The sequence below is a fragment of the Cellulomonas sp. McL0606 genome (assembly GCF_058248365.1).
In genome coordinates this window covers 3,792,856-3,818,354 of the sequence record NZ_CM177779.1, presented here as the reverse complement: position 1 = coordinate 3,818,354, position 25,499 = coordinate 3,792,856, and the positions used below count along the sequence as shown (strand labels likewise).

Sequence of the window (25,499 nt, the reverse complement as noted above, 5' to 3'; positions counted from 1 at the left end):
CCGTCAAGACCGCCATCGGTGCCCGGACGGCGGCGTAGACCGGCGGGTGCGGCTCCGTGCGGGCCGCCGGGAGCGAGTCTCCCGCCCCTCGTCGAAGGTGCACCATGGACCTCGCCTACGTCGCGCTCACCGTGACGTTCTTCGCCGCCGTCGCCCTGCTCGCTCGCCGGGCAGACCACTCATGGCTGGGACCTGGCGGCGCTGCTGCTCGCCGGAGCGCTCCTGGTGTACCTGGTGGTCCAGCTGCTGCGGTCGGACAAGGTCCGATGACCGCCGTCCTCCAGATCGCCGTCGTCGTGCTGGTGCTCGCCCTGGCGTACCGGCCGCTCGGCGACCACCTGTACCGGTCGGTGAGCACCACCGAGCACCTGGCCGTGGAGCGTGCCGGGTACCGCGTCATGCGCGTGGATCCCGACGCCGAGCAGCGCTGGAGCACCTACCTGATGTCGGTGCTCGGCTTCTCGCTCGCCTCGGTGCTCGTCCTGTTCGGCCTGGCGCGGCTGCAGGACCACCTGCCCATGGGTGCCCCGGCGATGGACCCTGCCGGCGCCTGGAACACGGCGGTCTCGTTCGTCACCAACACCAACTGGCAGTGGTACTCGGGCGAGGTCGCCGCGGGAAACCTGATCCAGATGGCCGGGTTCGCGGTGCAGAACTTCCTGTCCGCCGCAGTCGGTGTCGCGGTCGTCGCGGCCCTCGCCCGGGGCTTCGCGCGCTCGGGGTCCGACGGACGGGTGGGCAACTTCTGGGCCGATCTCGTGCGCGTCACGGTCCGTGTGCTGCTGCCGCTCGCGTTCGTCGCCGCGATCGTGCTGGTGGCCGGCGGGGTCATCCAGAACCTCCACGACAACTCGGCGACCCTCACCACGCTCGCCGGCGGGTCGCAGCACGTGCTCGGGGGTCCGGTGGCCTCCCAGGAGGCGATCAAGGAGCTGGGCACCAACGGCGGCGGCTTCTTCAACGCCAACTCGGCACACCCCTACGAGAACCCGGCGCCGTGGACCAACGCGTTCGAGGTGATCCTGCTGCTGGTCATCCCGTTCAGCCTGCCGCGGATGTTCGGCCGCCTGGTCGGGGACCGTCGGCAGGGCAACGCGATCCTCGCTGCGATGGTGTCGCTCTGGGTCGCCGCGGTCGGTTTCCTCACCTGGGCGGAGCTGGCCGGCGCGGGCGACGCGGCGCGCGCCGCGGGCGGTGCGCTGGAGGGCAAGGAGACGCGTCTCGGCGAGGCGGCCTCGGCGTTGTTCGCTGCGTCGACGACCATGACGTCGACCGGCGCGGTGAACTCGATGCACGACTCGTTGACCGCGCAGGGCGGCGGCGTCGCCATGCTCGGGATGCTGCTCGGCGAGGTCGCTCCCGGCGGCGTCGGGAGCGGCCTCTACGGGATGGTGATCCTCGCCATCGTCGCCGTGTTCCTGGCCGGGTTGATGGTCGGCCGGACGCCCGAGTACCTGGGCAAGAAGATCGGCCGCGAGGAGATCACGCTCGTCGCGCTCGCGGTGCTGACCATGCCGGCGGTGGTGCTCGTCGGGTCCGCGATCGCCATCTCGGTGCCGGCCGGGCTGGCCGGACAGCTGAACACCGGGCCGCACGGGCTGTCGGAGATCGTCTACGCGTTCGCGTCGGCCGGCAACAACAACGGCTCCGCGTTCGCCGGGCTCGGCGTGGGCACGACGTTCTACAACACGCTGCTCGGGATCGCGATGCTCGTCGGCCGGTTCGTGCCGATCGCGCTCGTGCTCGCGCTGGCCGGACGGCTCGCGCGCGCCCGACGCGTCCCCGAGTCCGCCGGGACGCTGCCCACGCACACGCCCCTGTTCGTCGGCCTCCTGGTCACGGTGACGCTCGTCGTCGTCGGGCTGACCTTCGTCCCCGTCCTGTCCCTCGGTCCCGTCGTGGAGTCCCTCTCATGAGCACGACACTCACGCACGCTCCCACGCCGGCGAAGCAGGCGACCCGCGCGCTGTCCGCCGCCCAGATCGTCGGCGCGCTGCCGGGCGCGCTGCGTGGCCTCGACCCTCGCTCGCTCTGGGACGCGCCCGTCCTGTTCGTCGTCGAGGTCGGCGCGGCCGTCACCACCGTCCTGGCCGTCGCCGACCCCACCGCGTTCGCGTGGGCGATCGCGGTCTGGCTGTGGCTCACCATCCTCTTCGCGACGTTGGCCGAGTCGATCGCCGAGGGGCGCGGCAAGGCGCAGGCGGCCTCCCTGCGGGCGACGCAGCGCGAGACGACCGCCCGGCTCGTGCGGTCGCCCGACGGCTGGGTGAGCGGCCTCGCCGGCCTGGAGACGTCCCTGGTGCCGTCGTCCACCCTGCGGGTCGGGGACGTCGTCGTCGTCGAGACCGGTGAGACGATCCCGGGCGACGGCGACGTCATCGAGGGCGTGGCCAGCGTCGACGAGTCGGCGATCACGGGGGAGTCCGCTCCCGTCATCCGCGAGTCCGGTGGCGACCGGTCGGCCGTGACGGGCGGAACCGTGGTCCTGTCCGACCAGATCGTCGTGCGCATCACCGCTCCGGCGGGTCACACGTTCGTCGACCGGATGATCGCTCTGGTCGAGGGCTCGGCCCGGCAGAAGACCCCGAACGAGGTGGCGCTCAACGTCCTGCTCACCACGCTCACGATCGTCTTCCTGCTCGCCGTCGTGACCCTGCAGCCGTTCGCGGTCTACTCGGGTGCGCGCCAGCAGCTGATCGTGCTGGTGGCGCTGCTGGTGTGCCTGATCCCCACGACGATCGGCGCGCTGCTGTCGGCGATCGGGATCGCCGGCATGGACCGGCTGGTGCGGCGCAACGTGCTCGCGATGTCCGGGCGCGCCGTCGAGGCCGCGGGCGACGTGGACGTCCTGCTGCTCGACAAGACGGGCACGATCACGCTCGGCAACCGCCAGGCGGCGGACCTGCTGCCGGCGTCCGGGGTCACGGCCGAGGCGCTCGCCGACGCCGCGCAGCTGTCCTCGATGGCCGACGAGACGCCCGAGGGCCGCTCGGTCCTCGTGCTGGTCAAGGAGCGGTTCGGGCTGCGCGAGCGGCACGACCTGGCGGGCGCCGAGCTGGTGCCGTTCGCCGCCCGGACGCGGATGAGCGGGGTGGACCTGCCGTCTCGCAAGGTCCGCAAGGGCGCGGCCGCCGCGGTCATGCACTGGGTCCGGTCCACCGGCGGCCACCCCGGTGCGGACGTGGCGGCGACCGTCGACGCGATCTCCGCGTCCGGCGGGACCCCGCTGGTCGTCGCGTCGCAGGAGGGCACCGCGCCCGCCCGGGTGCTCGGCGTGATCCACCTGAAGGACGTCGTGAAGGACGGCATGCGGGAGCGGTTCGACGCCCTGCGCGCGATGGGCATCCGCACGGTGATGGTCACCGGCGACAACCCGCTCACCGCGAAGGCCATCGCGGACGAGGCGGGCGTCGACGACTTCCTGGCCGAGGCGACGCCCGAGGACAAGCTCGCGCTCATCCGTCGCGAACAAGAGGGTGGCCGGCTCGTCGCGATGTGCGGCGACGGCACCAACGACGCGCCCGCGCTGGCCCAGGCGGACGTCGGGGTCGCGATGAATACCGGCACGACCGCCGCCAAGGAGGCCGGCAACATGGTCGACCTCGACTCCAACCCGACCAAGCTGCTGGAGATCGTCGAGATCGGCAAACAGCTGCTCATCACGCGCGGGGCGCTGACCACGTTCTCCGTCGCCAACGACGTCGCCAAGTACTTCGCGATCCTGCCCGCCATGTTCGTCGTGGCGTTCCCGCAGCTCGGCGTCCTCAACGTCATGCACCTGAGCAGTCCCCAGTCGGCCATCCTGTCCGCCGTCATCTTCAACGCGCTGGTCATCGTGGCGCTCCTGCCGCTGGCGCTGCGCGGGGTCCGCTACCGGCCGTCGTCCGCGTCGGCACTCCTGCGGCGCAACCTGCTGGTGTACGGCCTCGGCGGCGTGATCGCGCCGTTCGTCGGGATCAAGGTCATCGACTTGCTCGTCACAGCCCTGGGGATGTCCTGATGCGTGAGTCGCTGTCGTTCCTGCGCCAGACCTGGGCAGGGCTGCGCGTCCTGGTCGTGCTGACCGTGCTCCTGGGCGTGGCCTACCCGCTGGCGGTGACGGGGGTGTCGCAGGTGGCACTGCGGTGGCAGGCGAACGGGTCGCTGGTGGCCGCCGACGGGTCGCGGGTCACCGACCGGTCCCGGGCCGTGGGCTCCCTGCTGATCGGGCAGCAGTTCGACGGGCCGCAGTGGTTCCACCCACGGCCGTCCGCCGCCGGCGACGGCTACGACACCCTCGCGTCGGGGGGGTCCAACCTCGGGCCGCTCAACACTGACCTCGTCGCGACGATCGAGCAGCGGCGCGCGGCCGTCGCGGCGCAGGAGGGTGTGCCCGCGGCCGAGGTCCCGCCCGACGCCCTCACCGCATCGGCCTCCGGCCTCGACCCCGACATCTCGCCGGCCTACGCGCAGCTGCAGGTCGCACGGGTGGCCAAGGAGAACGGGCTCGCCGAGGCCGTCGTCGAGGCCCTCGTCGCGAGGACCACCGTGGGCCGCGACCTCGGCGTGCTGGGCGAACCGCGTGTCGACGTGCTGCGACTCAACCTGGCGCTGCGGACAATGGGCTCGTGACCAGCTCACGGCGGGGGAGGCTCACCGTCTACCTCGGTGCGGCCCCCGGCGTGGGCAAGACGTACGCGATGCTCGACGAGGCCCACCGGCGGCTGTCCCGGGGAACGGACATCGTCGTGGGGCTGGTCGAGACGCACGGGCGGGCCGCCACGGCCCTCCAGCTGGACGGGCTCGAGGTGCTCGAGCGGCGCGTGCTGCCGTATCGGGGGTCGACGTTCTCGGCTTCTCGGTCGAGGCGGTCCTGACCAGGAACCCTGAGGTCGTCCTGGTCGACGAGCTCGCGCACACCAACGTGCCGGGCAGCACGCATGAGAAGCGCTGGCAGGACGTGCACGACCTGCTGGCGGCGGGGATCGACGTGGTCACCACCGTGAACGTGCAGCACCTGGAGTCGCTCAACGACGACGTCGCGGCGATCACCGGCGTGACGCAGCGGGAGACCGTGCCCGACAGCGTGGTGCGCGACGCCGACCAGATCCAGCTGGTCGACCTCTCGCCGGAGGCCCTGCGACGCCGGCTCGCGCACGGCAACGTGTACCGCGCCGAGCAGATCGACGCGTCGCTGACCCAGTACTTCCGCGTCGGCAACCTCACGGCTCTGCGCGAGCTCGCCCTGCTCTGGCTGGCCGACCGGGTGGACGATGCACTGGCCGTCTACCGCCGCGACCACCGGATCGATCAGCCCTGGCCGGCGCGCGAGCGGGTGGTGGTCGCGGTGACTGGCGGCGCCGAGGTGGACACGCTCGTGCGTCGCGGCGCGCGCATCGCGCAGCGGTCGGCCGGGTCGGAGCTGCTCGCGGTCCACGTGCTCGCGACCGACGGCCTGCCCAGCGCGCCGCCCGCGACCATCGCGGCTCAGCGACAGCTCGTCGAGTCGCTGGGCGGGACGTTCCACACGGTCGTCGGCGAGGACGTGGCCACCGCCGTCGTCGACTTCGCGCGGGGCGTGAACGCCACGATGATCGTCGTCGGCGTGTCCCGACGCAGCCGGCTGCGCGAGGCGTTCTCGGAGTCGAACGGCACCGAGATCGCCCGGCTCGCCGGTGTGATCGACGTGCACCTGGTGACGCACGAACGGGCGCGGGCGGGCCGGCGACGGCTGCGGCGGTCGTCGTTGTCGTCGTCCCGCGTGGTAGCCGGGTGGGCGGTCGCGCTGCTGGGCCCGATCCTGCTCACCTTGCTGCTGCGCGCGTTGCGCGACGTGGTCAGCCTGCCGACCGTGCTCATGCTCTTCCTCGCACTCACGGTGCTGGTCGCACTCGTCGGCGGCCTGTGGCCGGCGATCGTGTCCGCGGTCGTCGGGTTCCTGCTGCTCAACTGGTTCTTCATCGTGCCCACCGGTCACCTGACCATCGAGAAACCGGAGAACGTCCTGGCGCTCGCGGTGTTCGTGCTGGTCGCGGCCGGCGTCGCCTCGGTGGTGGACCTGGCCGCACGCCGCACGGCCGAGGCGTTCCGGGCTCGCGCCGAGGCGTCCGCGCTCACGGCCGTGTCGCGGTCGGTGCTCTCGGGGGAGGACACGGCCGAGGCGCTCGTCGCGCGGCTGCGGGAGACGTTCGGGCTGTCGGCCGTGTCGTTGGTCGAGGACGGGGTCACGGTCCTCGCCACGGACGGCCCCGACCCCGCGGTCACGCCGCAGGACGCCGACGTGGTCCTGACGGTCGACGACCGCCGGGTTCTCCTGCTCACGGGCCGCGTCCTGCCCGCGTCCGACCGGCGCGTGCTCGAGGCGTTCGCCTCGCAGGCCGGCATCGTGCTCGAGCACGCGCGCCTGAGCGCCCAGGCGGAGCAGGCCCGCGTGCTGGAGCAGGCCGACGCCACCCGCACCGCGCTCCTCGCGGCGGTCTCGCACGACCTGCGCACGCCGCTGGCCACCATCCGGGCGTCCGTCGACGGGCTCACGTCGACGGCCTTGTCGCTGACGGACGCCGACCGCGCGGCACTCGTCGGAACGCTGGAGGAGTCCACCGCCCGGCTCGAGCGGCTGATCGACAACCTGCTCGACCTGTCGCGCCTGCAGACCGGGAGCGTCCGGCCGGTGCTGCGGGCCACGAGCCTCGACGAGATCGTCCCGTTCGCGGTCGAGGGCTACCCGGCCGGGGCGGTCCGGCTGGAGGTGTCGGAGGACCTGCCGCTGGTCCTCACGGATCCCGGGCTGCTGGAGCGGGTCGTCGCGAACCTCGTCTCCAACGCGGTCCGGCACTCGGTCTCGGCCGTGGTGGTCGGGGCGTCGGTGGTGGGACGTGCGATGGTCGTGCGCGTGGTGGACGACGGCCCCGGGGTCTCCGACTCGCTCAAGGGCGAGCTCTTCACACCGTTCCAGCGGCTCGGCGACACCTCCGGACCAGGTCTCGGCCTCGGCCTGGCGGTCGCCGACGGGCTCGCGACCGCGATCGGCGCCGAGCTGACCGCGGAGGACACCGTCGGCGGCGGTCTGACCATGTTGGTGACGGTGCCGCTGTCATGAAGGTGCTGGTGGTCGACGACGAGCCGGGCCTCGCGCACGCGCTGGCCATCACGCTGCGTGCGTCGGGTTGGGAGGTCGTCACCGCGTCCGACGGCGCCTCCGCCCTGCGTGCAGCCGCCGCGCACACCCCGGACGTGGTGCTGCTCGACCTCGGCCTGCCGGACATGAGCGGCCTCGACGTCATCACCGCCGTCCGCGCCTGGAGCCGCATGCCGATCGTCGTCCTTTCCGCGCGGCAGCACGGCGAGGACAAGGTGGACGCCCTGGACGCCGGGGCCGACGACTACGTGACCAAGCCGTTCGCCATGAACGAGCTGCTGGCACGCCTGCGTGCAGCGGTGCGACGCGCGGCCCCCGCTCAGGAGGACGAACCCGTGGTCACGGCGGGCTCGCTGACCATCGACCTCGCTCGCGCGCGCGTCCTGCGCGACGGCGAGGAGGTCCGCCTCACGCCCACCGAGTGGTCGATGCTCGAGGTGCTGGTGCGCAACCGGGGACGCCTGGTGGGCCGTCGTCAGCTGTTGCAGGACGTCTGGGGTCCCGGCTACTCCGACGAGACCCACTACCTGCGCGTCTACTCCGCGCAGCTGCGCCGCAAGCTCGAGGACGACCCGGCCCACCCGCGCCACATCCTGACCCAGCCGGGCATGGGGTACACGTTCGAGGTTTGACGGCCGTCGAGGTTACCGAGTAACGTAACAGTTACTCGGTAACCATCAGGGGGTCGTCGTGTCGGTTCGCCAGGGAATGCTCGCGCTGCTCGCCGGCGAGCCCATGCACGCCTACCAGCTGCGCCAGCAGTTCGAGCAGCGCACCGGCGGCACCTGGCCGCTCAACATGGGGCAGGTGTCGACGACGCTCGATCGCCTCGTTCGCGACGGGCTGGTCGAGGGTTCGCTGGCCGGCGACGTCGAGCAGTACCGGCTCACCGACGCCGGACGCACTGAGCTCGCCGCCTGGTGGAGCACCCCCGTGGTCCGCGGCAACCCGGCCCGCGACGAGCTGACCATCAAGCTGGCGCTCGCCGTGACGGCCCCCGGCGTGGACGTGCGCCGGCTGGTCCAGGCGCAGCGCACCGAGACCATGCGGTCACTGCGCGACCTGACGCGGCTCAAGGCCAAGCAGTATGACGACCTCGCATGGTCCCTCGTGCTCGACCGCCTGGTGTTCGAGGCAGAGGCCGAGATCCGCTGGCTCGACCACGTGGAGGGCCGGCTCGAGTCCGCGCCGCGGCCTGCGGTCGTACCCGCCCGTGAGGAGGTGGCCCGATGAGCATCGTGAGCATCCGGGATCTCGTCTGCGTCCGAGGCACCGGCGCGACCTCGGTCCGTGCCCTCGCCGGGATATCGCTGGACGTCAGGCTCGGTGAGCTGGTCGCCGTCATGGGCCCGTCGGGCTCGGGCAAGTCGACGCTGCTCAACGCGGTCGGTGGCCTCATCGTCCCGACCTCCGGCTCGGTCATGGTGGACGACCAGTCGCTGTCGTCGCTCGGTCGCTCGGGCCGCGCAGCCATCCGTCGCCGCGGCATCGGCTTCGTGTTCCAGGAGCTCAACCTGATCCCGTCGCTGACAGCGGCCGAGAACGTCGCCCTCCCGCGCGAGCTGGACGGGGTCCGCCGCGCCGCCGCCAGGGAGGAGGCCGTCATGGCGTTGTTCGACGTCGGCCTGGAGGGATTCGAGGACCGCTACCCGAACGCTTCTCGGGAGGGCAGCAGCAGCGCGTCGCCATCGCTCGAGCCCTTGTCGGGCCGCGGCGCCTGGTGCTCGCCGACGAACCGACCGGCGCGCTCGACTCGGTAGCCGGCGACGACGTCATGCGGCTGCTGCGTACGAGGATCGACGAGGGTGCCGCCGGCTTGCTGGTCACGCACGACGCCCGGTTCGCGGCCTGGGCCGACCGCACCGTGTTCTTGCGTGACGGTCGCATCGTCGACACCACCGGCGATGCCGCCGGACCTGAGTCTCTGCTGGCATCCCGGTGAGCGCCGAGGCCGGCGTCCGGTCGGCTCGGTGGGGCGTCGCTCTCCGCATCGGTCGACGCGACGCGGTGCAGCACAGGGAGCGTTCGCTTCTCGTCGTCGTCCTGATTGCGATCGCGGCGGGCGTCGTCGCGTTACCGATGATCGAGATCGGCCGGGCGCTGGCGCCGAACAGCTCGTTCGGCGTGATGGCGGTGGTGCGCCTGGGCATGGGGATGGACCCCGCCGCCCGGTACGGCGTCGACGAGTCGACGCTGACCTTCACGGCCGTCGTCGCGGCGCTTGCCGCCGTGCAGGCTGTTCTGCTCATCGCGCCCGCGTTCCTGATCGGTGTGCGACGCCGCGTGGGCGAGCTGCGACTGCTCGCGGCCGTCGGTGCACGGCCCTCCGACGTCCGGCGGACGGTACTCGCTCCTGCGCTTCTGTCAGGCGGTGTCGGCTCGGTGCTCGGGGTCGGGTTGACGCTCGGCCTCCTCATGTGGACGGCGCCCGCCACCGAACCGATCGAATGGCTGTTCGCCGTGGTCGCGGGCGTGTGCGCCGTGGGGTTCGGTGTCGTGGTCTCCGCAGTCGCCGCCTGGTACCCGGCCGATGTCGCGGTCCGACCCGAACCGCAACGGCCTCGCGAGCCGCTGGCCGGGCGACGACTGGCCGCGGCCGCGGGGACCTCAGTCCTGCTCGGCGCAGGGCTCAGTGCGTGGGGCGCCGTGCAGACGCTCGCCGTCGCGGTCGTGGTCGGTGTGACCGTGGTCGAGGTCGGGCTGGTGCTGCTGCTGGCGGCGATGCTGCGTGTACTCGGTCGCCTGCCCTCGCGTCGCGCCGTCGCAGCGTTCGTGCTGCGCGACGCGACGCGACACCCGGTGCGCGTGCTGCCAGCGGTGGCCGCGAGCCTGACACTCGTCGCCGGCGTCGTCGGGGCGATCTGCTACCAGGCCACGACGCACCGAGACATCGCTCGGACGACGAACCCGGTGTTCGTCGCCTCCGACGCCCCGACGCAGGCCGTGCTGGTCGTCGCCGGGACGGTCGCGGTCCTCGTCGTCACCTGGATCACCACAGCGTTGGCCGCCGAGGAGTCGCAGTCGGACCTGGAGATCTTCGAGGCCGTGGGTGCGTCCGCCTGGGTGCGTCGGCGGATGGCGGCCGGCCAGGCGGCCGTCGTCTCCGTGCCTGCAGCGTGCTTCGGCGTGCCCGCCGGTCTGGCGCTGGGTCTGCTGCTCGTTCGGGTCCAGGCCGACCAGGTGACCAACGGCGGACGGCCGATCCCCTCCTACGTGATCCCGTGGACAGCGGTCCTGCTCCTCATGGTCGGGCTGCCCGCGATCGTGTCGACGGTCGCCGGTCTGACAGCGCGGACCGGCGTGCGGACCGGTCGACCGATCAGCCGCTGGACACCCTCTGACTGACGGGATCCCTGCCTCTGGAGGGCGGCGCAGGGGTCCCGTCGAACGTCTTCGCAGGGCAAGGCCTACGGCCCGCGCGGCGAGCGGCCAACGGGCACCCGGCAACGGCGTTGGACGACGAGGGGGAGCTGGAACGCCGAAGCCCCCGCGGCCTCGAGGGCGGCGGGGGCTTCGCGACGAACGACGCGGGAGCCGGTCGATCAAGCGCGGTAGACGGCCGTGATCGGGCAGTTGAACGGGTCGCGGTCCGACAGGCCCACGGTGTTCAGGTACTTCACGATGATCGCGTAGGACTTGGGCAGCGACACCTGCATGTACGGGATGTTGTGCTCGCGGCAGTACGCCTGGACGATCGGCTTGGCGCGACGCAGGGACGGCCGCGGCATCGACGGGAACAGGTGGTGCTCGACCTGGTGGTTGAGGCCGCCCATCAGCACGTCGACCCAGCGCCCGCCGCCGACGTTGCGGCTGGTGAGCACCTGGCGACGCAGGAAGTCGAGGCGCGAGTCCTTGGGGATCAGGGGCATGCCCTTGTGGTTCGGCGCGAACGAGGCGCCCATGTAGAACCCGAAGATGCCCATCTGCACGGCCAGGAAGACCAGCGCGATCGGCCACGACATCACGAGGAAGACGAGGGCGAGCCCGCCGCCGAGCCGGATCGACATCATGACGATCTCGGCGGCGCGGTGCTCGAGCTTGTCGCGCTGCGACAGCCGCTTGATGGCGGCGACGTGCAGTGCGAGCCCCTCGAGGAAGAGCAGGGGGAAGAAGAAGTAGCCCTGGCGCTTCAAGAACCAGGCCTGCGGCTTGTTGGTCTTGGTGGCGGCCTGGTCGGGCGTGAACGCGAGGAACTCGAGGTCGATGTCGGGGTCCGCGTCGATCTTGTTCGGGTTGGCGTGGTGGCGCGTGTGCTTGCGCTGCCACCAGCCGTGGCTCAAGCCGACGAACAGGTCGGCGAGCACGAGGGAGGTCCAGTTGTTGGCGCGCCCGTCGGCGAAGATCTGGCGGTGCGCGGCGTCGTGACCCAGGAAGGCCACCTGCGTGAGGATGATGCCGGCGGCGGCGGCGACGGCGATCTGCCACCAGGAGTCGCCGACGAGGATGATCGTGGCGACGAGCGCCAGCACGGCGAGCACTGCGGCCGACAGGCGGACCGCGTAGTGCGCGGGGCGGCGCTTCATCAGGCCGGCGGCCTGGACGGTGCGCGTGAGCTCGGTGAAATCGCTGACGGCACGGTCACGCGGCCGCGTCGGAAGGGTTGTCGCAGAGCTCATAGGGTCCGTCCTTCATCGTGCGTGGCGCGGGCCAACGTGCGTGGCAACACATCCTCGGGCGCCTGGCCGATGATGCGACGAGACCCCGACCGGTTAATCGGCCGGGGTCTCGTCCTACTGAAGCGCTTCGGCTCAGAGAGGCGTGATGTTCGACGCCTGCGGGCCCTTCGGGCCCTGCGTGACCTCGAACTGGACCTTCTGGTTCTCCTCGAGCGTGCGGTAGCCGCTCGTCGTAATGGCCGAGTAGTGCGCGAAGACGTCGGGTCCGCCGTCCTCGGGGGCAATGAAGCCGAAGCCCTTCTCGGCGTTGAACCACTTCACGGTGCCAACAGGCATGATGCTCTCTTCTCTCACGTGCGGTATGGACAACCCCGTCTGACCGGGACCGGTGGTAGCGGTGTTCGTCGTCCTGCTCCGAGGTGATCCTCGAGAACGTTCTGCCGGGTCTCCCGCGGCTTTCTGACAAGCGATTCACTGCGACTACAGGGACAACCGTACGGCAACATGGCCCTGACCGGAACGCGAGCACCGTCTCGATCGTGAAACGGACCGCGCGGCACGGTCCCGGAGCCCCTGCTAGGTTCGCGTCCACGAAGCCCCCCAGCAAGGAGCTGACGATGGTTGTGGACGCCGACCGGTGCCCGTGCGGTTCGGGCGACACGTTCGTCGACTGCTGCGGCCGGTACCTGCTGGACGGCCGGAGACCGCCGACCGCGGAGGCCCTGATGAGGTCCCGCTACACCGGGTTCGCCACGCGCGACCGCGACTACCTGCTGGCCAGCTGGCACCCGAGTACGCGGCCCGACGAGCTGGAGCTGGACGAGCAGATGGTCTGGCGCCGGCTGGACATCGTCGCGACGGACGCCGGCGGCCCGTGGGACGAGTCCGGGACCGTGGAGTTCGTGGCGCACTACCGGATCGACGACGGGACCGCGATCGGCCTGCGCGGACGCCTGCACGAGACCAGCCGGTTCGTCCGTGAGGACGGTCGCTGGTTGTACGTGGACGGCGGGTTCGACGCGCTGGCCGACTAGGTCAGCGGGCGTCGAGCAGCACGGACGCGACCGCGCGGGCCTCGGCGGCAGCCTCCAGGTTGCCGTCCATCCTCACCGCCTGGCTGGTCCCGTCGTAGAGCATGTGGAGCTGGCGGGCCAGCAGCGCGGGGTCCGTCGCGCCGGCCTCCCGGGCGAGGTCGGTGAACAGGGTCCGGACCCAGGCGCGGTAGTCGCGGCGGCGTGCACGACCAGCCCGTCCGACGGCGCCTCGGCGGAGGCCAGCGCGAAGGCGCAGCCGCGGTAGTGGGGCTGTCGGACCATCTCGGCGAGCGCGTCGAACACGGCCAGGATCTGGTCCCGGGGCGCGTCGTGGGCGGAGACGTGGCGCATGACCCGGTCGGAGATCCGGACGCGTCGGCCCTCGAGGTAGGCCTCGACGAGCGCTTCCTTGGAGCCGAACGTGTTGTAGAGCGACGCCTTCGCCACGCCCGCCTGCTCGATGACCCGGTCGATACCGACCGTCTGGACGCCGACCCGGTAGAACAGGTCGTCCGCCGCCTCGAGCAGTCGTTCCCGCGCTGTTGCGGTTGCCATGATGACCAACCTCCTCGGCCCTAGGCCCTAGACAGCTCTGTCCAGTGTAGGTCGGTGGAGCAGCAGCCCCACGAGCGCCACGAGGGCGAGCGCGATGACGAAGACGCCGTAGTCGCGGGCCGTCGTCAGCAGGTTCCCCGAGTGGACGACGAGCACACCCGCGAGCACCGCGGGGACGCCCAGGCCCAGGTAGGACACCACGTAGAGCAGCGACAGGACCCCGGCGCGCTCGTCGGGACGCGTCTGCGGCAGGACCAGCCGGATGCCGCCCTGGAAGCCCGCGCCGAACCCGACGCCGGCCAGACCGGTCCCGACGAAGAACAGCACCGGCGAGACGGTGTGCACGGCGACCAGCACGACCGCGACGCCGACGATCAGGGCGAGGATGCCCACGAGCATCACGCGACGGGCGGGCAGGTTGCGCAGCACCAGGACGGTCACCGCCGCCACACCGGCGAGGACGAAGAGGCCGAGCCCGGCGAACGCGACGGACCGCGAACCGACCAGGGTGCCGATGAGCGCGGGTCCGAGCGACCCGTAGAAGCCCGCCAGGGCCCACACGGCGAACATCACGGGCAGCGCGACGGTGGCCGCGCGGCGGACGTGGCGGGGCAGCGAGACCTGGGGTCGCGTGCTGGCGAGGGCACCGGGCTCGCGCGGCGCGGTCTCCGGGATGCGGGCGACGGCGGCGGCCTGGACTGCCAGCACCAGGACGACCAGCAGGAAGATCAGGTGCTTCGGCGCCGGCAGTGTCGCGACGACGAGCGAGGCAAGGAGTGCGCCGAACGCGGTGCCGAACCCGGGCGCGGCGGCGTTGGCCAGCGTGCCCTTCGCTCGGTCCAGGTCGAGCATCCACGCACCGCCCGCGGCCACCGCGGCGCCCGTCGACAGGCCGCCGACGACGCGGCCGACGAGCAGCTCGGGCACACCGTCGGCCGTCGCCAGGATCAGCATGGCCAGGGCCTGGACCGCCATCGTCACCAGCAGCACGGGCCGCCGGCCGACGTGGTCGGAGAGGCGTCCGAGGGTCAGCAGCGACAGCAGGACGGCCACGGCGTAGGCACCGAAGACCACGGTCGTCGTGATCGCCGAGAAGCCCCATTCGGCCTGGTAGATCGCGTACAGCGGCGTGGGCGCGCTGGACGCGGCGAGGAACGCGATGAACACCGAGGCGATCACGGCGATGCCGGCGCCCCCCGAGAGACGGGCCCGGGCGAGGGGCGGCGCGCTGAGCTGGACGGTCTGGGTCATGGTCGCCTCGGAAGTCTTGGGTAGACCGGTCTGTCTACCGATGAAAGCGAGACTAGACAGACCTGTCTATCCATGTCAAGCGTGGGACATGCGACCCGGCCGATCGCGGATACCCAGCGGCTCCTCCGCCGAGGCGCCCGCGGGCGCGACCAGTCGGCGCCGCGACCTGGAGCCGCGGCGCCGATGGTTCAGGCGCCCTCGGAGACCTGGTAGATCTCGTCGGCGACGAGGCCGTGGGCCTCCCGGTGCACCGTCGCGGCGGACTCGGCGTCGGGGGCGTCCACGAGGCAGAAGATCTTGCCCTGCGCCTCGTCGACCCAGTACTTCAGGTAGCTCACGTCGTGCGGGCCCTGCGTCTGCAGGTCGGCGGCGTGGGCCTTCTCGACGTCCGACATGCCGACGGACCCTTCGATGGTGTGGACGTCCATGAACAGCGGCATCTTTCTCGTACTCCTCGCTCGGTCGTTATGACACGATCAGCCTCGTGCGCAGTGTCGCCGCGGACCATGACCGCCTGCCCGGAGCACCTGATCCGGACACCACGCTGCGCGAAGCGCTGGAGGGGCTCCGGCTCGAGGGCGCGGTGTTCCTGCGGGCCGAGTACCGCGAGCCCTGGACGTACGAGTCGATGTCCGGTCCCGTCACCGCGAACCTCCTGCGGCCGGGGACCGACCGGGTGCTGCTGTTCCACCTCGTTGCCGCCGGGACGTGCTGGGTCTCGGTCGGCGGCGGCCCGAAGCACTGGGCGTCCGCGGGCGACGTCATCGTGCTGCCGTACGGCGACCAGCACCTGATGGGCGGCCTGGCGGACGCCGAGGTCGTGCCCATCGCGACGTTCATGCCCCCGCCGCCGTGGACGCAGATGCCGGTCCTGCGGCTCGGCGCCGAGGGTCCGGAGACGGATGTCGTGTGCGGCTACCTGCACGGTCGCGACCCGCTCTTCGACCCGGCGCTGCGGGTGTTCCCCGCGGTCTTCGTCGTGACCCCGCCCGACGGGCCGGCCGCCGAGTGGGTCCGGGCGAACATCGAGTACGCGCTGACCCAGACCGCGACCTCGCGGGTCGGGGTGCCGACGCGACTGCCCGAGCTGCTGCTGGTCGAGATCCTGCGGCTGCACCTTGCCTCGGCGCCGGCGGCCGACCACGGCTGGTCGGCGGCCTTGCGCGACCCGGTCCTCGCGCCCGCGTTGGCGGTGATCCACGCACGACCGGACCGCAAGTGGACGGTCGACGACCTCGCCGCCACCGCCCTCGTGTCGCGCTCGGCGCTGGACGCCCGGTTCCGGGAGCTGCTCGGACGCTCGCCGATCCGGTACCTGACCCAGTGGCGGCTGCACGTCGCGCAGGACCTGCTGGGGACGACCGACCTGTCCGTGCTCGCGGTCGCGCACCGGGTGGGGTACGAGTCCGAGGAGGCCTTCAGCCGCGCGTTCAAGCGGTCGTACGGGTCGCCCCCGAGCGTGTGGCGGGCATAGGGCGCGTGTGGGTGGGCCGCGGGAGGATGCGGTCATGCTGTTCGACGAGCTGCCGCGACCTCTGCTGCGGTCGCCGCGACGCGCTCGCGGCTGGCCAAGCGCGCGCTGCTGGTCGACCTGCTCCGGCGCACCCCGTCCACGGACGTCGCCGTTGTGTCCCGGTACCTCGGCGGGGAGCTGCGGCAGCGGCGGACGGGGCTGGGGTGGCGGTCGCTGGCGGACCTGCCCGCGCCCGCCGACGTGCCGTCCTTGACGGTGTCGGCGGTGGATCTCGCCTTCGAGGAGATGGCGTCGCTGGCCGGCCCGGGGTCCGCCACCGCGCGCGCCGCGCTGGCCGAGTCGTTGTTCTCGGCCGCGACGTCGCAGGAGCAGGCGATGCTGCGCGGGCTGGTCACCGGTGAGCTGCGGCAGGGGTCGCTCGACGCGCTGCTGCTCGACGCGGTCGCGGAGGCAGCCGGGGTGCCCGCCGACGCGGTCCGGCGCGCCGCGATGCTGGCCGGTGCGACCGAGCCCGTGGCGGTGGCGGCGCTGGGCGCCTCCGACCCGCTCGCGGCCCTGGCGTCGTTCGGGCTCGTGGTGGGTCGGCCCGTCCGGCCGATGCTCGCGCAGTCGGCGCCGGACGTGGCCGCGGCGTTCGACGGGTTGGTGCCGCCGGTCGTCGTCGACACCAAGCTCGACGGGATCCGGATCCAGGTGCACAAGAGCGGCGACGAGGTCGGGGTGTTCACGCGATCCCTGGACGACATCACGGGCCGGGTGCCGGAGATCGTGGCGATCGTTCGGGCGCTGCCCGCGTCCTCGCTGGTGCTGGACGGCGAGGCGCTCGCGGTCGGGCCGGACGGGCGGCCGCGGCCGTTCCAGGAGACCGCGTCCCGGTCCGCCTCCGCGCCGACGGACGTGGTGCTGACGCCGTTCTTCTTCGACTGCCTGCACGTGGACGGCGTCGACCTGCTCGACGCGCCGCTGCTGTCGCGGCTGGCGTCGCTGGACGCCGTGGCCGGGCCGTGGGCCGTGCAGCGGCTGGTGACGTCGTCGTCGCTCGAGGCGTCCGAGCGGTTCGCCTCGGTGGTCGCCGCGGGCCAGGAGGGTGTCGTCGTGAAGTCGTCGACCGCGCCCTACGAGGCCGGCCGGCGCGGCGCGGGGTGGGTCAAGGTCAAGCCGCGGCACACGCTCGACCTCGTCGTCCTCGCGGTCGAGTGGGGTTCGGGGCGTCGCCGCGGGTTCCTGTCCAACATCCACCTGGGCGCCCGCGACCCCGCCGGAGGGTTCGTCATGCTCGGTAAGACGTTCAAGGGCATGACTGACGAGATGCTGGCGTGGCAGACCGAACGGTTCACCGCCTTGTCGACCGGCGACAACGGGTGGGTGGTCACGCTCCGCCCCGAGCAGGTCGTCGAGATCGCGTTCGACGGGCTGCAGCGTTCGACCCGCTACCCGGGAGGTGTGGCTCTGCGCTTCGCACGCGTGCTGCGCTACCGCGATGACAAGACCGCCGACGAGGCGGACACGATCGAGACGGTGCGCTCGCTGGCGGGGTGACTCGGAGCGACGCGAGCAGGCGCCCCGAGGCCCTGGGAGCACTGCTCGAACCAAGGCCCCGGGGGCGTGGTTCGAGAGTCGCACACCGCGCGTTTCGGCGGGATTTCCGCCTTCCGCGCCGGCCCCTGTTTGCTCGATGTTCATCTTCGGCGCCGGCTCGGCGCTCGCTCACCCGGACGCGAGCGTTACGGTGCGAGCAGGACGGGTCGAGGAGGAACCGATGGCGGTATCACCGAGCGGTCACGTGGTGCTGCAGAGTGCGGAAGGCAGCGACTATGCGTCGTTGCGGCGTCGGCCGGCCACCCGCGAGGCGCGGTACGCGACGGGTCGCGCACTGCGGGACACGGTGCCGCGCGCCGCGCTCGGCGACTGGACGGCGCCGGACCGCGATCCCGTCGCCCAGATCGAGGAGAGCCACGAGGGGCGGCTCGACTGGCTCATCCCCATCCGGGTGGGACGCATGGCCGCGTCGCCGTACGGTTTCCTGCGCGGGTCGGCGGTCGTCATGGCCAACGACCTGGCCACCCTCCCCAGGACGGGCATCACGCCGGTGGTCTGCGGAGATGCGCACCTGGGCAACTTCGGGTTCTACGCCTCGCCGGAGCGCGACCTCGTCATCGACCTGAACGACTTCGACGAGGCTCACCCGGGCGGGTGGGAGTGGGACCTGCGACGTCTCGTCGCGAGCATCTGGGTGGCCGGGCGGCAGAACAGCGCCCCAGAGCACGCGTGCGAGTCGGCCGCGGTCGCCTGCAGCGCCGCCTACAGGAACGAGATCCGTCGCCTCGCCGACCGGCCGCTGCTGGCGCGCTCGTTCGAGCGGCTGGACGTCGACCGCATCCACGAGCGCGCCCCCCACGGCACGCTCGCGGCCGAGATCGACCGGGCCGTCAAACGCGCCCGCACCCGCACCAGCGACCGTGCGCTACCGAAGTTCACCACCGCGTCGCACGGCGGTGCGCGGCGGATCGTCGAGCAACCGCCGTTGATCACCCGGCTCTCCGACGAGGAGGCGTCGCTGGTCGCCCAGGGGCTCGACGACTACCTGGCCACGCTCGCGCCGCACTGGCGTCGCGCGCTCGGCGGCTACACGCTCGTCGACGTCGCCAACAAGGTCGTCGGCGTCGGCTCGGTCGGCCTGCGCGCGTACATCGCGCTGCTGGAGGGGTCGAGTCCCGACGACGTCGTCTTCCTCCAGCTCAAGCAGGCCCGACGGTCGGTGCTCGCCCAGCACGTGCACGGTGACAGCGCCTGGCACGCGCACCAGGGCCAGCGCGTCGTCGAGTACCAGCAGGCGCTCCAGACGGTCAGCGACCCGCTGCTGGGCTGGACCACGGTCGGAGGGCTGCAGTTCTACGTGCGGCAGTTCCGCAACATGAAGGGGACGGTCGCCCTCGACGCGATCGACGCCGCCGCGCTGGCGGACTACGCGGCGATCGTCGGCCGGCTGCTGGCCAAGGGGCACGCCCGCACGAGCGGGGCCTCGATGATCGCCGGCTACGCGGGTCGCTCCGACAAGCTCGACGTGGCGATGGCCCGGTTCGCCCTGGCCTACGCCGAGCAGACGGAGTCGGACCACGAGGCGCTGGTCCGGGCCGTGGCCTCCGGCCGGCTCCCGATCGAGCGCGGGATCTGAACGGCGAAGAGGAACTTATCCACGCCCGAGGGCCGTCCGGCGTGGACAACTACCTTCTCGATCGCGCATACGCTCGGCCGGTGGCGTTCTCCGACGTGTTCCGACGGCGGACGCCGTGGACCCTCGTCGATGCCGTCGAGCGGCACAGGCTCGCCCCGGACACGTTCCGCATCCCGAGCGACGAGGCGACGGCTGCGCTGCGGGTGGGCGACCAGGTCAAGGTCGTCGTGGAGCCGGACACGGGCCTGGTCGAGCGGGTCTGGCTCACCGTGGCGGCGATCGACGACCTCGTCGGAACGCTCAACACCGACGCCGTCGAGCTGCACGGCCTGCGGGCCGGTGACCGCGTGCCCTTCGAGCGCCGGCACGTCATCGCGATCCGGCCCGGCCCGGCCCGATAGCCGGCTGTTAGGTTCGCCGGATGCCGGTGTCCGTGAGCGTGGTCGGGGGCGGTCCGGCGGGGTTGATCGCCGCCGAGATGCTGGCGCGCGCCGGTGCGGCCGTCACCGTCTACGACCGGATGCCGTCGCCGGCGCGCAAGTTCCTGCTGGCCGGGCACGGCGGGCTGAACCTCACGCACTCGCAGGACCGCGCACAGTTCCTCGAACGGTACGGCGACTCGGCGGACCGGCTCGCGCCGATGCTCGACGTGTTCGGGCCGGACGATCTGCGGCAGTGGTGCGCCGGGCTGGGGGAGCCGACGTTCGTCGGGTCGAGCGGGCGGGTCTTCCCGCAGTCGTTCCGGGCGACGCCGCTGGTCCGCGCGTGGCTGGCGCGCTTGACCGAGCTCGGCGTCGTCATCGAACGGCGGCGGCGCTGGACGGGCTGGGCGGACGACGGGCTGCGGTTCGCAGGTGCCGACGAGGTGGTCCCGTCCGACGCCACGATCTTCGCGCTCGGCGGGGGGTCGTGGCCGCGACTGGGTGCCGACGGGGGCTGGATCGAGGCGTTCGCGGATCGCGGTGTGCTCGTCGCTCCCCTGCGGGCCGCGAACGTCGGCGTGCGGGTCGCCTGGTCGCAGGGCTTCGCCGACCGGTTCGAGGGCACGCCGCTCAAGCACGTCGCGCTCTCCGTGCGCGGCCGTACGGCGCGGGGCGACGCGATGGTGACCCGGACGGGTCTGGAGGGTGGTCCGGTCTACAGCCTCGGCGCGGAGGTCCGGGCCGCGCTCGACACCGACGGGCGGTGCGTGGTGGACGTCGACCTGCGGCCCGCGCTGTCCGGCGCACAGCTGGCGGAGCGGCTCGGTCGTCGTCGGCCCAAGGACTCGACGTCGAACTGGTTGCGGCGGGCGGTCGGGCTCGATCCCGTCGCGATCGCGCTGGTGCGGGAGGCCGGGCCCGTCCCGGGCGACCCCGCCGCCATGGCCGACCGGATCAAGGCGTTGCCTGTGGTGGTGACCGGGACGATGCCCATCGCGAAGGCGATCTCGTCGGCGGGCGGGATCGTCTGGTCGGAGGTCGACGAGGCGCTCATGCTCCGGCGGATGCCCGGCACGTTCGTCGCCGGCGAGATGCTCGACTGGGAGGCGCCGACCGGCGGTTACCTGTTGCAGGCGTCGTTCAGCACGGGTGTCGTGGCGGCGCAGGGCGCGCTGGCCTGGCTCGCGCGGTAGCGCTCAGCCGCACTCGTCGCAGATGCCGGTGGCCGGCAGGGTCATCAAGCAGGTCGGGCAGATCGCGGACGGCGCCTCCCGGGTCGCCGTGGCGCGCGGGCTGCGCGCGACCGGGGTCCGCGTGCGGGTGGCTCGTACGGGCACCGGCCTGGGGGCCGAGACAGGCTCGGTCACCTCGAAGCCGCGCTTGCGCAGGATCGAGACGGCGTCCTGCATGCCGCCGTGGAACTCGTCGGAGGTCGCGAGGCGTCCGGTGGCGTACCGGTGCGCGACGCCCAGGACGGCCCGCGAGTCGTAGCGCCGGCCCTCAAGGACGAGCGCGTAGGCGGGCGCGGGCGCGAAACCGTAGAGGTCGAGGAACTCCTCGCCGCCACGTTCGTCGTACTCGGCGATCGCCTGGAGGACGTTGTGTCTCGTCACGGAGGAGAAGGTGGCCACGACTCACGAGCCTACGTCGAGGGCGCCCGGCCCGTCGCGGGCCGGGCGCCCTCGATCCGGTCAGCCTTCGAGTGCGGCATCCGCGCGCTCCGGGCTGCCCTCCGCAAGACCGCGGCCGATGGCCCGGCGCGAGACCAGCAGCATCACCACGCCCACCACGAGCACGGCGGCCTCGGTGACGGTCAGCGCCCAGATGATGCCGGACAGCCCGAACCACAGGTTGCCCAGCAGCACGACGGGGATGAAGAGCACGCCCTGCGTCACGGACATCACGGTGGCGGGCAGGGCCCGGCCGGTCGCCTGGAACAGCGAGGTGAGCAGGCCGGCGAAGCCGTTCGCGACCATCGCGACGAGCTGGGCGGCGAGGATGGTCACGCCGACGGTCAGGACGGCGGGATCGGCGACGAAGGCCGAGAACACCTGGTCGCGGAAGATCAGGATCGTCGTCGCAAAGAAGAGAGTGATGCCGCCGACCGCGATCGCCGACACCCGCAGCGCCGAGGCGAGGCGCGCCCTGTCGCCCTTGCCGAACGAGTAGGCGAGCAGCGGTAGGACGCCGAGGGTGATGCCCATGACCAGGAACTCCGGGATCTGGGCGATGCGGACCGCGACCCCCATGGCGGCGAGCGCGCCGTCGCCGTAGGCCACCGCGAGGTTGTTGAGAACCAGCGACGTGACGATGAGGAAGCCGGCCTGCAGCAGCTCGCTGATGCCCACCCCGAAGACGGGCTTCAGCACGGTCGGGGAGAGCGTGAACCACCGTGGCGCGACGCTCATGTGCTCGCTGCGCCGCTGCAGCCACGTCACGAAGTAGGCGACGACGCCGAGGTTCGACAGGCCCATCGCCAGCGCCGCACCGGCGACGCCCCAGTGCAGGACGAGGATGAAGACGACGTCCAGGACCAGGTTGGCGACGGTGGACGCGATCAGCGCGACCATCACCTGGCGCGCGGCGCCCTCGGCCCGCACGAGCTGCTCGAGGCAGAACGCGGCGGCGAGCACCGGGACGAAGGCGAGCATGACGCCGACGAAGGCGCGCGTAGCGGGCACCGCGGCGGCGTCGGCACCCAGCAGGGAGACGAGCGGGTCGAGGAACCGCAGCCCGAGCGCACCGAGCAGTGCACCGGCGATCACGGATCCCCAGACGGCGAATGACGAGACGCGCTTGATCTGCGCGGCCTGCGCGGGGTCCGCCTCCGCGGCACCGAGCAGCCGCGAGATCAGCGCGCCGCCGCCGACACCGAACACGCCGCCGACGGCCATGACCAGGCCGAGGATGGGCGCGCCGAACGTGACCGCGGCCAACAGCGAGGAGTCGTGCAGCGAGCCGATGAAGCCCGCGTTGATGAGGTTGTAGACGGCGCCGACGATCAGCGCCGCTGCCATCGGCACGCACAGGTGCACGAGGGCGCGGACGATCGGCGCGGCCGAGAGGTACCAGCGGTTGGTGCCGACGGTGCTTGTGCCGACGGTGTCCGCCTCCGGCGAGGTGAGTTCGAGGGTGCTCATGACTGCTCCCTTCCGGGCAGGTCCGAGCGCACGCCGACGAGCGCCGGCGCGGCGAGAGTTCTGAGGTGGTGGTGCGGGTGCCCTACCGGGTCGGTCGGGGCTCCGCGGTGATCTTGCTGAGCAGGGCGTGCAGTGCAGCGCGCTCGGTGGCGTCCAAGGGGGCGAGGATCGACTCGTCGGCGGCCGCTATGGCGGCGTCGAAACCGGCGATGAGCTCGATCCCGGCCGGAGTGGCGTACACGCGCTTGGTCCGCTCGTTCTCCGGGTCCGTGCGGCGTTCGACCAGTCCGCGCCGCTCGAGCCCCTGCAGGAGGCTCGAGACGCTCGCGGCGCTCGTCCGGGTGGTCTCGGCGATGTCGCGCTGGATCGAACCGGGGTTCTGCACCAGGTAGCCGAGGGCGAAGGCCTGGCTGTGGCTGAGCTTCGCGCTCGCGGATCCAGTCCTCGCCGGCCTTCATCTGAGCCCATCCGAGCCAGCGGACCAGCCCGAGGATGGTGGTGAAGGCGTTCTCCGGTGCGTCCATGCTCAGAACTCTAACTGTTAGACATCTAACTGTCAATGTTCGAACTGTTGCGGAACTCCGCGACCGCGTCGTCGATGGTCGAGAAGATGTGGGCGTTGTTGAAGTCGGCCAGCGTGCCGTACTGCCTGAGGGTGGCCAGGAGGGACGGGTCGGCGCCGGCGATCGCGAACACGCCACCGCTGGCGTGCACCGCCTGGATGAGCTCGGCGAGGGTCACGCCCGCGGAGTAGTCGATGTCGCTCATCGCCGAGCAGTCCAGGACGAGCCACCGCACCGGGTCGGGTGCCGTCGCGATGAGGTTCTGCACGTCGTCGGCAAACCGGCTGGCGTTGGCGTAGAACAGCTCGGCGTCGTAGCGGAAGACGATCAGGCCGGGCAGGCTCTGGCCCCCGCGCTTGGCCACCGTGTACGTCGGGTGACCCTCGTTGTCGACGCCGACGAGGAAGTTCTTGGGTGCGTAGGCCCGGCGGACGATCTCGACGATCGAGAGCGCGATCGCGAGGACGATGCCCTGCTCGACGCCGACCACGAACACGACGACCGCGGTGACCAGGGCGATCGCGAGCCGCTGGGACGGGCGGCGCCGATGCGTCGCAGGCCGGCGACGTCGATCAGGCCGATGCCGATCCAGAAGACGATCGCGGCGAGCACGGCAACGGGCATGTCGGTGAGCGCGCCGGTGAAGAAGAGCACGACGACCAGCACGACCAGCGACATCGTGATGTTGGCGACCTGCGTGCGGCCCTTCTCCTGGTCGAGGATCTGGGTCTTGGTGGGGCTGCCGTTCACCACGAACGTGCCGCTGAGACCGGCCATGAGGTTGGCGCCCGCGAGACCGACGATGTCGCGGTTCACGTCGACGCGCTGGCTGTGCTTCAGGGCGAAGCTGCGGGAGGTCGCGGCGCTCTGGGCGATGATGAGGACGAAGCACGCGAACGCGATCCCCAGGACCTTGGGCACGTCGCTCCAGGTGATGCCGCCCGGCAGGCCGAGAGGCGGGAACCCGCCCTGGACGGCGCCGACGACCGCCACACCGTGCGTCGAGGCGTGCAGCGTCGCGGAGATGACGATCGACACCACGACGGCGACGACGGCGCCCGGCACCTTCGGTGCGAACCGCTTGAAGCCGATGATCAGCAGCAGCGTCCCCGCGGCGAACCCGACCGTCCAGGCGTCCGCGTCGGACACGTGCGTGAGCATCCACCACTGCTGCTCGAACCAACGCCCCGACCCCTTCGGGATGCCGAGCATCTGCGGGATCTGCCCCGTGAACACCTGGATCCCGACCCCGGTGAGGAAGCCGACGAGCACCGACGCGCTCAGGAAGTCGCCCAGGAAACCGAGCTTGAGCAGGCGGGCGAGGACGAGGAGGCCGCCGCAGACCAGCGCCACGAGGCTCGTCCAGGCGACCCATTCCGCCGAGCTCGGCTGCAGCCCCGCGATGCCGAGGCCGGCCAGTCCCGCGCCGAGGATCGCCGCCGTGGCCGAGTCCGCGCCGACGACGAGGAGTCGCGACGAGCCGAGCAGCGCGAACACGATCGTCGGGAAGATCACCGTGTAGAGGCCGGTGACGACCGGCGTCTGCGCGATCGACGTGTACCCCATGGTCTCCGGGATCGCGACGGCCGCCAGCGTCACGCCCGCGATGACGTCCCGCGACAACCAGGCGCGCTGGTACCCGCGCATCGACTCCGGCATGAGGTGGGGCACGAGACCTCCGTGGGCAGTGCGGGCGCCGAAGCCGCCGCCACCATAAGGCCAGGTCAGGGACTCGCGACAGGGGCGACACTGAAGCTCGCCCAGCAGCGTGAGCACCCGCGCCCGGATCTCGTCGCGGATCGGGCGGACGGCATCGATACCCTGGCCGGCCGGGTCCTCCAGCACCCAGTCCTCGTAGCGCTTGCCGGGGAAGTACGGGCACGCGTCACCGCAGCCCATCGTCACCACCACGTCGGAGGCCTGCACCGCCTCGGTGGTCAGCACCTTGGGCTGCTCGGCGCGGATGTCGACGCCGACCTCGGCCATCGCCTCGACCGCTACGCCGTTGACCTGGTCCGCCGGCATGGACCCGGCGGAGCGCACCTCGACCTGGCCTCCGGACAGCGCGGTGAGGAAGCCCGCGGCCATCTGGGAACGGCCCGCGTTGTGGACGCAGACGAACAGGACCGAGGGGCGGGTATTCATGGTTCTC

Annotated in this window: 22 protein-coding genes and 3 pseudogenes; 14 read left to right on the top strand and 11 right to left on the bottom strand. The window is 72.0% G+C overall.

What is annotated here, in order from left to right; genetic code table 11:
• The first annotated feature begins 266 nt into the window (after nucleotides 1-266).
• From kdpA to AC38ZX_RS19490, 8 genes and pseudogenes are all read left to right on the top strand, one after another.
• Nucleotides 267-1,916, top strand: a complete 1,650-nt coding sequence (gene kdpA / locus AC38ZX_RS19525; protein ID WP_491297499.1) for a potassium-transporting ATPase subunit KdpA — start codon at nucleotides 267-269, stop codon at nucleotides 1,914-1,916.
• On the top strand, nucleotides 1,913-4,000 hold the full coding sequence (gene kdpB / locus AC38ZX_RS19520; RefSeq protein WP_491295566.1) for a potassium-transporting ATPase subunit KdpB: 2,088 nt from the start codon (nucleotides 1,913-1,915) through the stop codon (nucleotides 3,998-4,000). The genes kdpA and kdpB overlap by 4 nt, the downstream gene beginning before the upstream one ends.
• Nucleotides 4,000-4,611: a potassium-transporting ATPase subunit KdpC gene (kdpC, locus tag AC38ZX_RS19515; RefSeq protein ID WP_491295565.1), complete on the top strand. Its 612-nt coding sequence runs from the start codon at nucleotides 4,000-4,002 to the stop codon at nucleotides 4,609-4,611. The genes kdpB and kdpC overlap by 1 nt, the downstream gene beginning before the upstream one ends.
• A pseudogene (locus AC38ZX_RS19510) lies at nucleotides 4,608-7,078 on the top strand (DUF4118 domain-containing protein). Before kdpC ends, AC38ZX_RS19510 begins: the two are co-directional and overlap by 4 nt.
• Nucleotides 7,075-7,749 carry a response regulator gene (locus AC38ZX_RS19505; protein ID WP_426593424.1) on the top strand — a complete coding sequence of 225 codons (675 nt, stop codon included), beginning with the start codon at nucleotides 7,075-7,077 and terminating at the stop codon, nucleotides 7,747-7,749. Before AC38ZX_RS19510 ends, AC38ZX_RS19505 begins: the two are co-directional and overlap by 4 nt.
• Before the next feature lie 58 nt (nucleotides 7,750-7,807).
• The gene (locus tag AC38ZX_RS19500) at nucleotides 7,808-8,350 is read left to right on the top strand and encodes a PadR family transcriptional regulator (protein ID WP_426593423.1); all 543 of its coding nucleotides are present in this window, start codon (nucleotides 7,808-7,810) and stop codon (nucleotides 8,348-8,350) included.
• Nucleotides 8,347-9,059: pseudogene (locus tag AC38ZX_RS19495) on the top strand (ABC transporter ATP-binding protein). The gene AC38ZX_RS19500 and the pseudogene AC38ZX_RS19495 overlap by 4 nt, the downstream one beginning before the upstream one ends.
• A gap of 137 nt (nucleotides 9,060-9,196) precedes the next feature.
• Nucleotides 9,197-10,462: an FtsX-like permease family protein gene (locus AC38ZX_RS19490; protein ID WP_491295563.1), complete on the top strand. Its 1,266-nt coding sequence runs from the start codon at nucleotides 9,197-9,199 to the stop codon at nucleotides 10,460-10,462.
• 197 nt (nucleotides 10,463-10,659) lie between these two features.
• Here AC38ZX_RS19490 and AC38ZX_RS19485 read toward each other — a convergent pair whose 3' ends face one another.
• Both AC38ZX_RS19485 and AC38ZX_RS19480 read right to left on the bottom strand, forming a co-directional pair.
• Complete coding sequence (locus tag AC38ZX_RS19485) at nucleotides 10,660-11,733, bottom strand: fatty acid desaturase family protein (RefSeq protein WP_426593420.1); 1,074 nt, start codon at nucleotides 11,731-11,733, stop codon at nucleotides 10,660-10,662.
• Between the two features lie 132 nt (nucleotides 11,734-11,865).
• Entirely contained in the window at nucleotides 11,866-12,069 is a 204-nt protein-coding gene (locus AC38ZX_RS19480; protein WP_028049733.1) for a cold-shock protein, read from the bottom strand.
• A 281-nt stretch (nucleotides 12,070-12,350) separates the two neighbouring features.
• On the opposite strand from AC38ZX_RS19480, the gene AC38ZX_RS19475 reads away from it, so the two are divergent.
• Nucleotides 12,351-12,767, top strand: coding sequence for a YchJ family protein (locus AC38ZX_RS19475; RefSeq protein WP_426593419.1), 417 nt, complete (start codon nucleotides 12,351-12,353; stop codon nucleotides 12,765-12,767).
• Nucleotides 12,768-12,839: 72 nt separating this feature from the next.
• On the opposite strand, the gene AC38ZX_RS19470 is transcribed toward AC38ZX_RS19475, so the two are convergent.
• From AC38ZX_RS19470 to AC38ZX_RS19460, 3 genes are all read right to left on the bottom strand, one after another.
• A complete protein-coding gene (locus AC38ZX_RS19470; protein WP_491295562.1) occupies nucleotides 12,840-13,322 on the bottom strand; it encodes a TetR/AcrR family transcriptional regulator in 483 nt (160 codons plus the stop codon).
• 27 nt (nucleotides 13,323-13,349) lie between these two features.
• Entirely contained in the window at nucleotides 13,350-14,573 is a 1,224-nt protein-coding gene (locus AC38ZX_RS19465) for an MFS transporter (protein WP_426593417.1), read from the bottom strand.
• 188 nt (nucleotides 14,574-14,761) lie between these two features.
• A complete protein-coding gene (locus tag AC38ZX_RS19460) occupies nucleotides 14,762-15,001 on the bottom strand; it encodes a DUF4242 domain-containing protein (protein WP_426593416.1) in 240 nt (79 codons plus the stop codon).
• 56 nt (nucleotides 15,002-15,057) lie between these two features.
• Between AC38ZX_RS19460 and AC38ZX_RS19455 the strand changes: the two genes are divergently transcribed.
• The 5 genes from AC38ZX_RS19455 (at nucleotide 15,058) to AC38ZX_RS19435 (ending at nucleotide 20,837) form a co-directional block, all read left to right on the top strand.
• Nucleotides 15,058-16,047: an AraC family transcriptional regulator gene (locus tag AC38ZX_RS19455; protein ID WP_491295560.1), complete on the top strand. Its 990-nt coding sequence runs from the start codon at nucleotides 15,058-15,060 to the stop codon at nucleotides 16,045-16,047.
• Nucleotides 16,048-16,137: 90 nt separating this feature from the next.
• Nucleotides 16,138-17,586, top strand: a complete 1,449-nt coding sequence (locus tag AC38ZX_RS19450; RefSeq protein ID WP_491297498.1) for an ATP-dependent DNA ligase — start codon at nucleotides 16,138-16,140, stop codon at nucleotides 17,584-17,586.
• Nucleotides 17,587-17,722: 136 nt separating this feature from the next.
• Nucleotides 17,723-19,222, top strand: a complete 1,500-nt coding sequence (locus AC38ZX_RS19445; RefSeq protein ID WP_491295559.1) for a DUF2252 domain-containing protein — start codon at nucleotides 17,723-17,725, stop codon at nucleotides 19,220-19,222.
• A gap of 80 nt (nucleotides 19,223-19,302) precedes the next feature.
• Entirely contained in the window at nucleotides 19,303-19,623 is a 321-nt protein-coding gene (locus tag AC38ZX_RS19440; RefSeq protein ID WP_491295558.1) for a hypothetical protein, read from the top strand.
• 20 nt (nucleotides 19,624-19,643) lie between these two features.
• Complete coding sequence (locus tag AC38ZX_RS19435) at nucleotides 19,644-20,837, top strand: BaiN/RdsA family NAD(P)/FAD-dependent oxidoreductase (protein WP_491295557.1); 1,194 nt, start codon at nucleotides 19,644-19,646, stop codon at nucleotides 20,835-20,837.
• Between the two features lie 3 nt (nucleotides 20,838-20,840).
• On the opposite strand, the gene AC38ZX_RS19430 is transcribed toward AC38ZX_RS19435, so the two are convergent.
• The 6 genes and pseudogenes from AC38ZX_RS19430 to AC38ZX_RS19405 form a co-directional block, all read right to left on the bottom strand.
• Nucleotides 20,841-21,257 carry a ScoMcrA-related endonuclease gene (locus tag AC38ZX_RS19430; protein ID WP_491295556.1) on the bottom strand — a complete coding sequence of 139 codons (417 nt, stop codon included), beginning with the start codon at nucleotides 21,255-21,257 and terminating at the stop codon, nucleotides 20,841-20,843.
• Nucleotides 21,258-21,335: 78 nt separating this feature from the next.
• Nucleotides 21,336-22,784 (bottom strand): MATE family efflux transporter, encoded by a 1,449-nt coding sequence (locus tag AC38ZX_RS19425; protein ID WP_491295555.1) that lies wholly within the window; start codon nucleotides 22,782-22,784, stop codon nucleotides 21,336-21,338.
• Between the two features lie 82 nt (nucleotides 22,785-22,866).
• On the bottom strand, nucleotides 22,867-23,169 hold the full coding sequence (locus AC38ZX_RS19420) for a MarR family winged helix-turn-helix transcriptional regulator (protein WP_491295554.1): 303 nt from the start codon (nucleotides 23,167-23,169) through the stop codon (nucleotides 22,867-22,869).
• 164 nt (nucleotides 23,170-23,333) lie between these two features.
• Complete coding sequence (locus tag AC38ZX_RS19415; RefSeq protein WP_491295553.1) at nucleotides 23,334-23,711, bottom strand: sodium-independent anion transporter; 378 nt, start codon at nucleotides 23,709-23,711, stop codon at nucleotides 23,334-23,336.
• The gene (locus AC38ZX_RS19410; RefSeq protein ID WP_491297496.1) at nucleotides 23,675-24,994 is read right to left on the bottom strand and encodes a SulP family inorganic anion transporter; all 1,320 of its coding nucleotides are present in this window, start codon (nucleotides 24,992-24,994) and stop codon (nucleotides 23,675-23,677) included. Before AC38ZX_RS19410 ends, AC38ZX_RS19415 begins: the two co-directional genes overlap by 37 nt.
• 105 nt (nucleotides 24,995-25,099) lie before the next feature.
• Nucleotides 25,100-25,492, bottom strand: a pseudogene (locus tag AC38ZX_RS19405) (arsenate reductase ArsC); the annotation flags it as partial.
• Nucleotides 25,493-25,499: the final 7 nt, after the last annotated feature.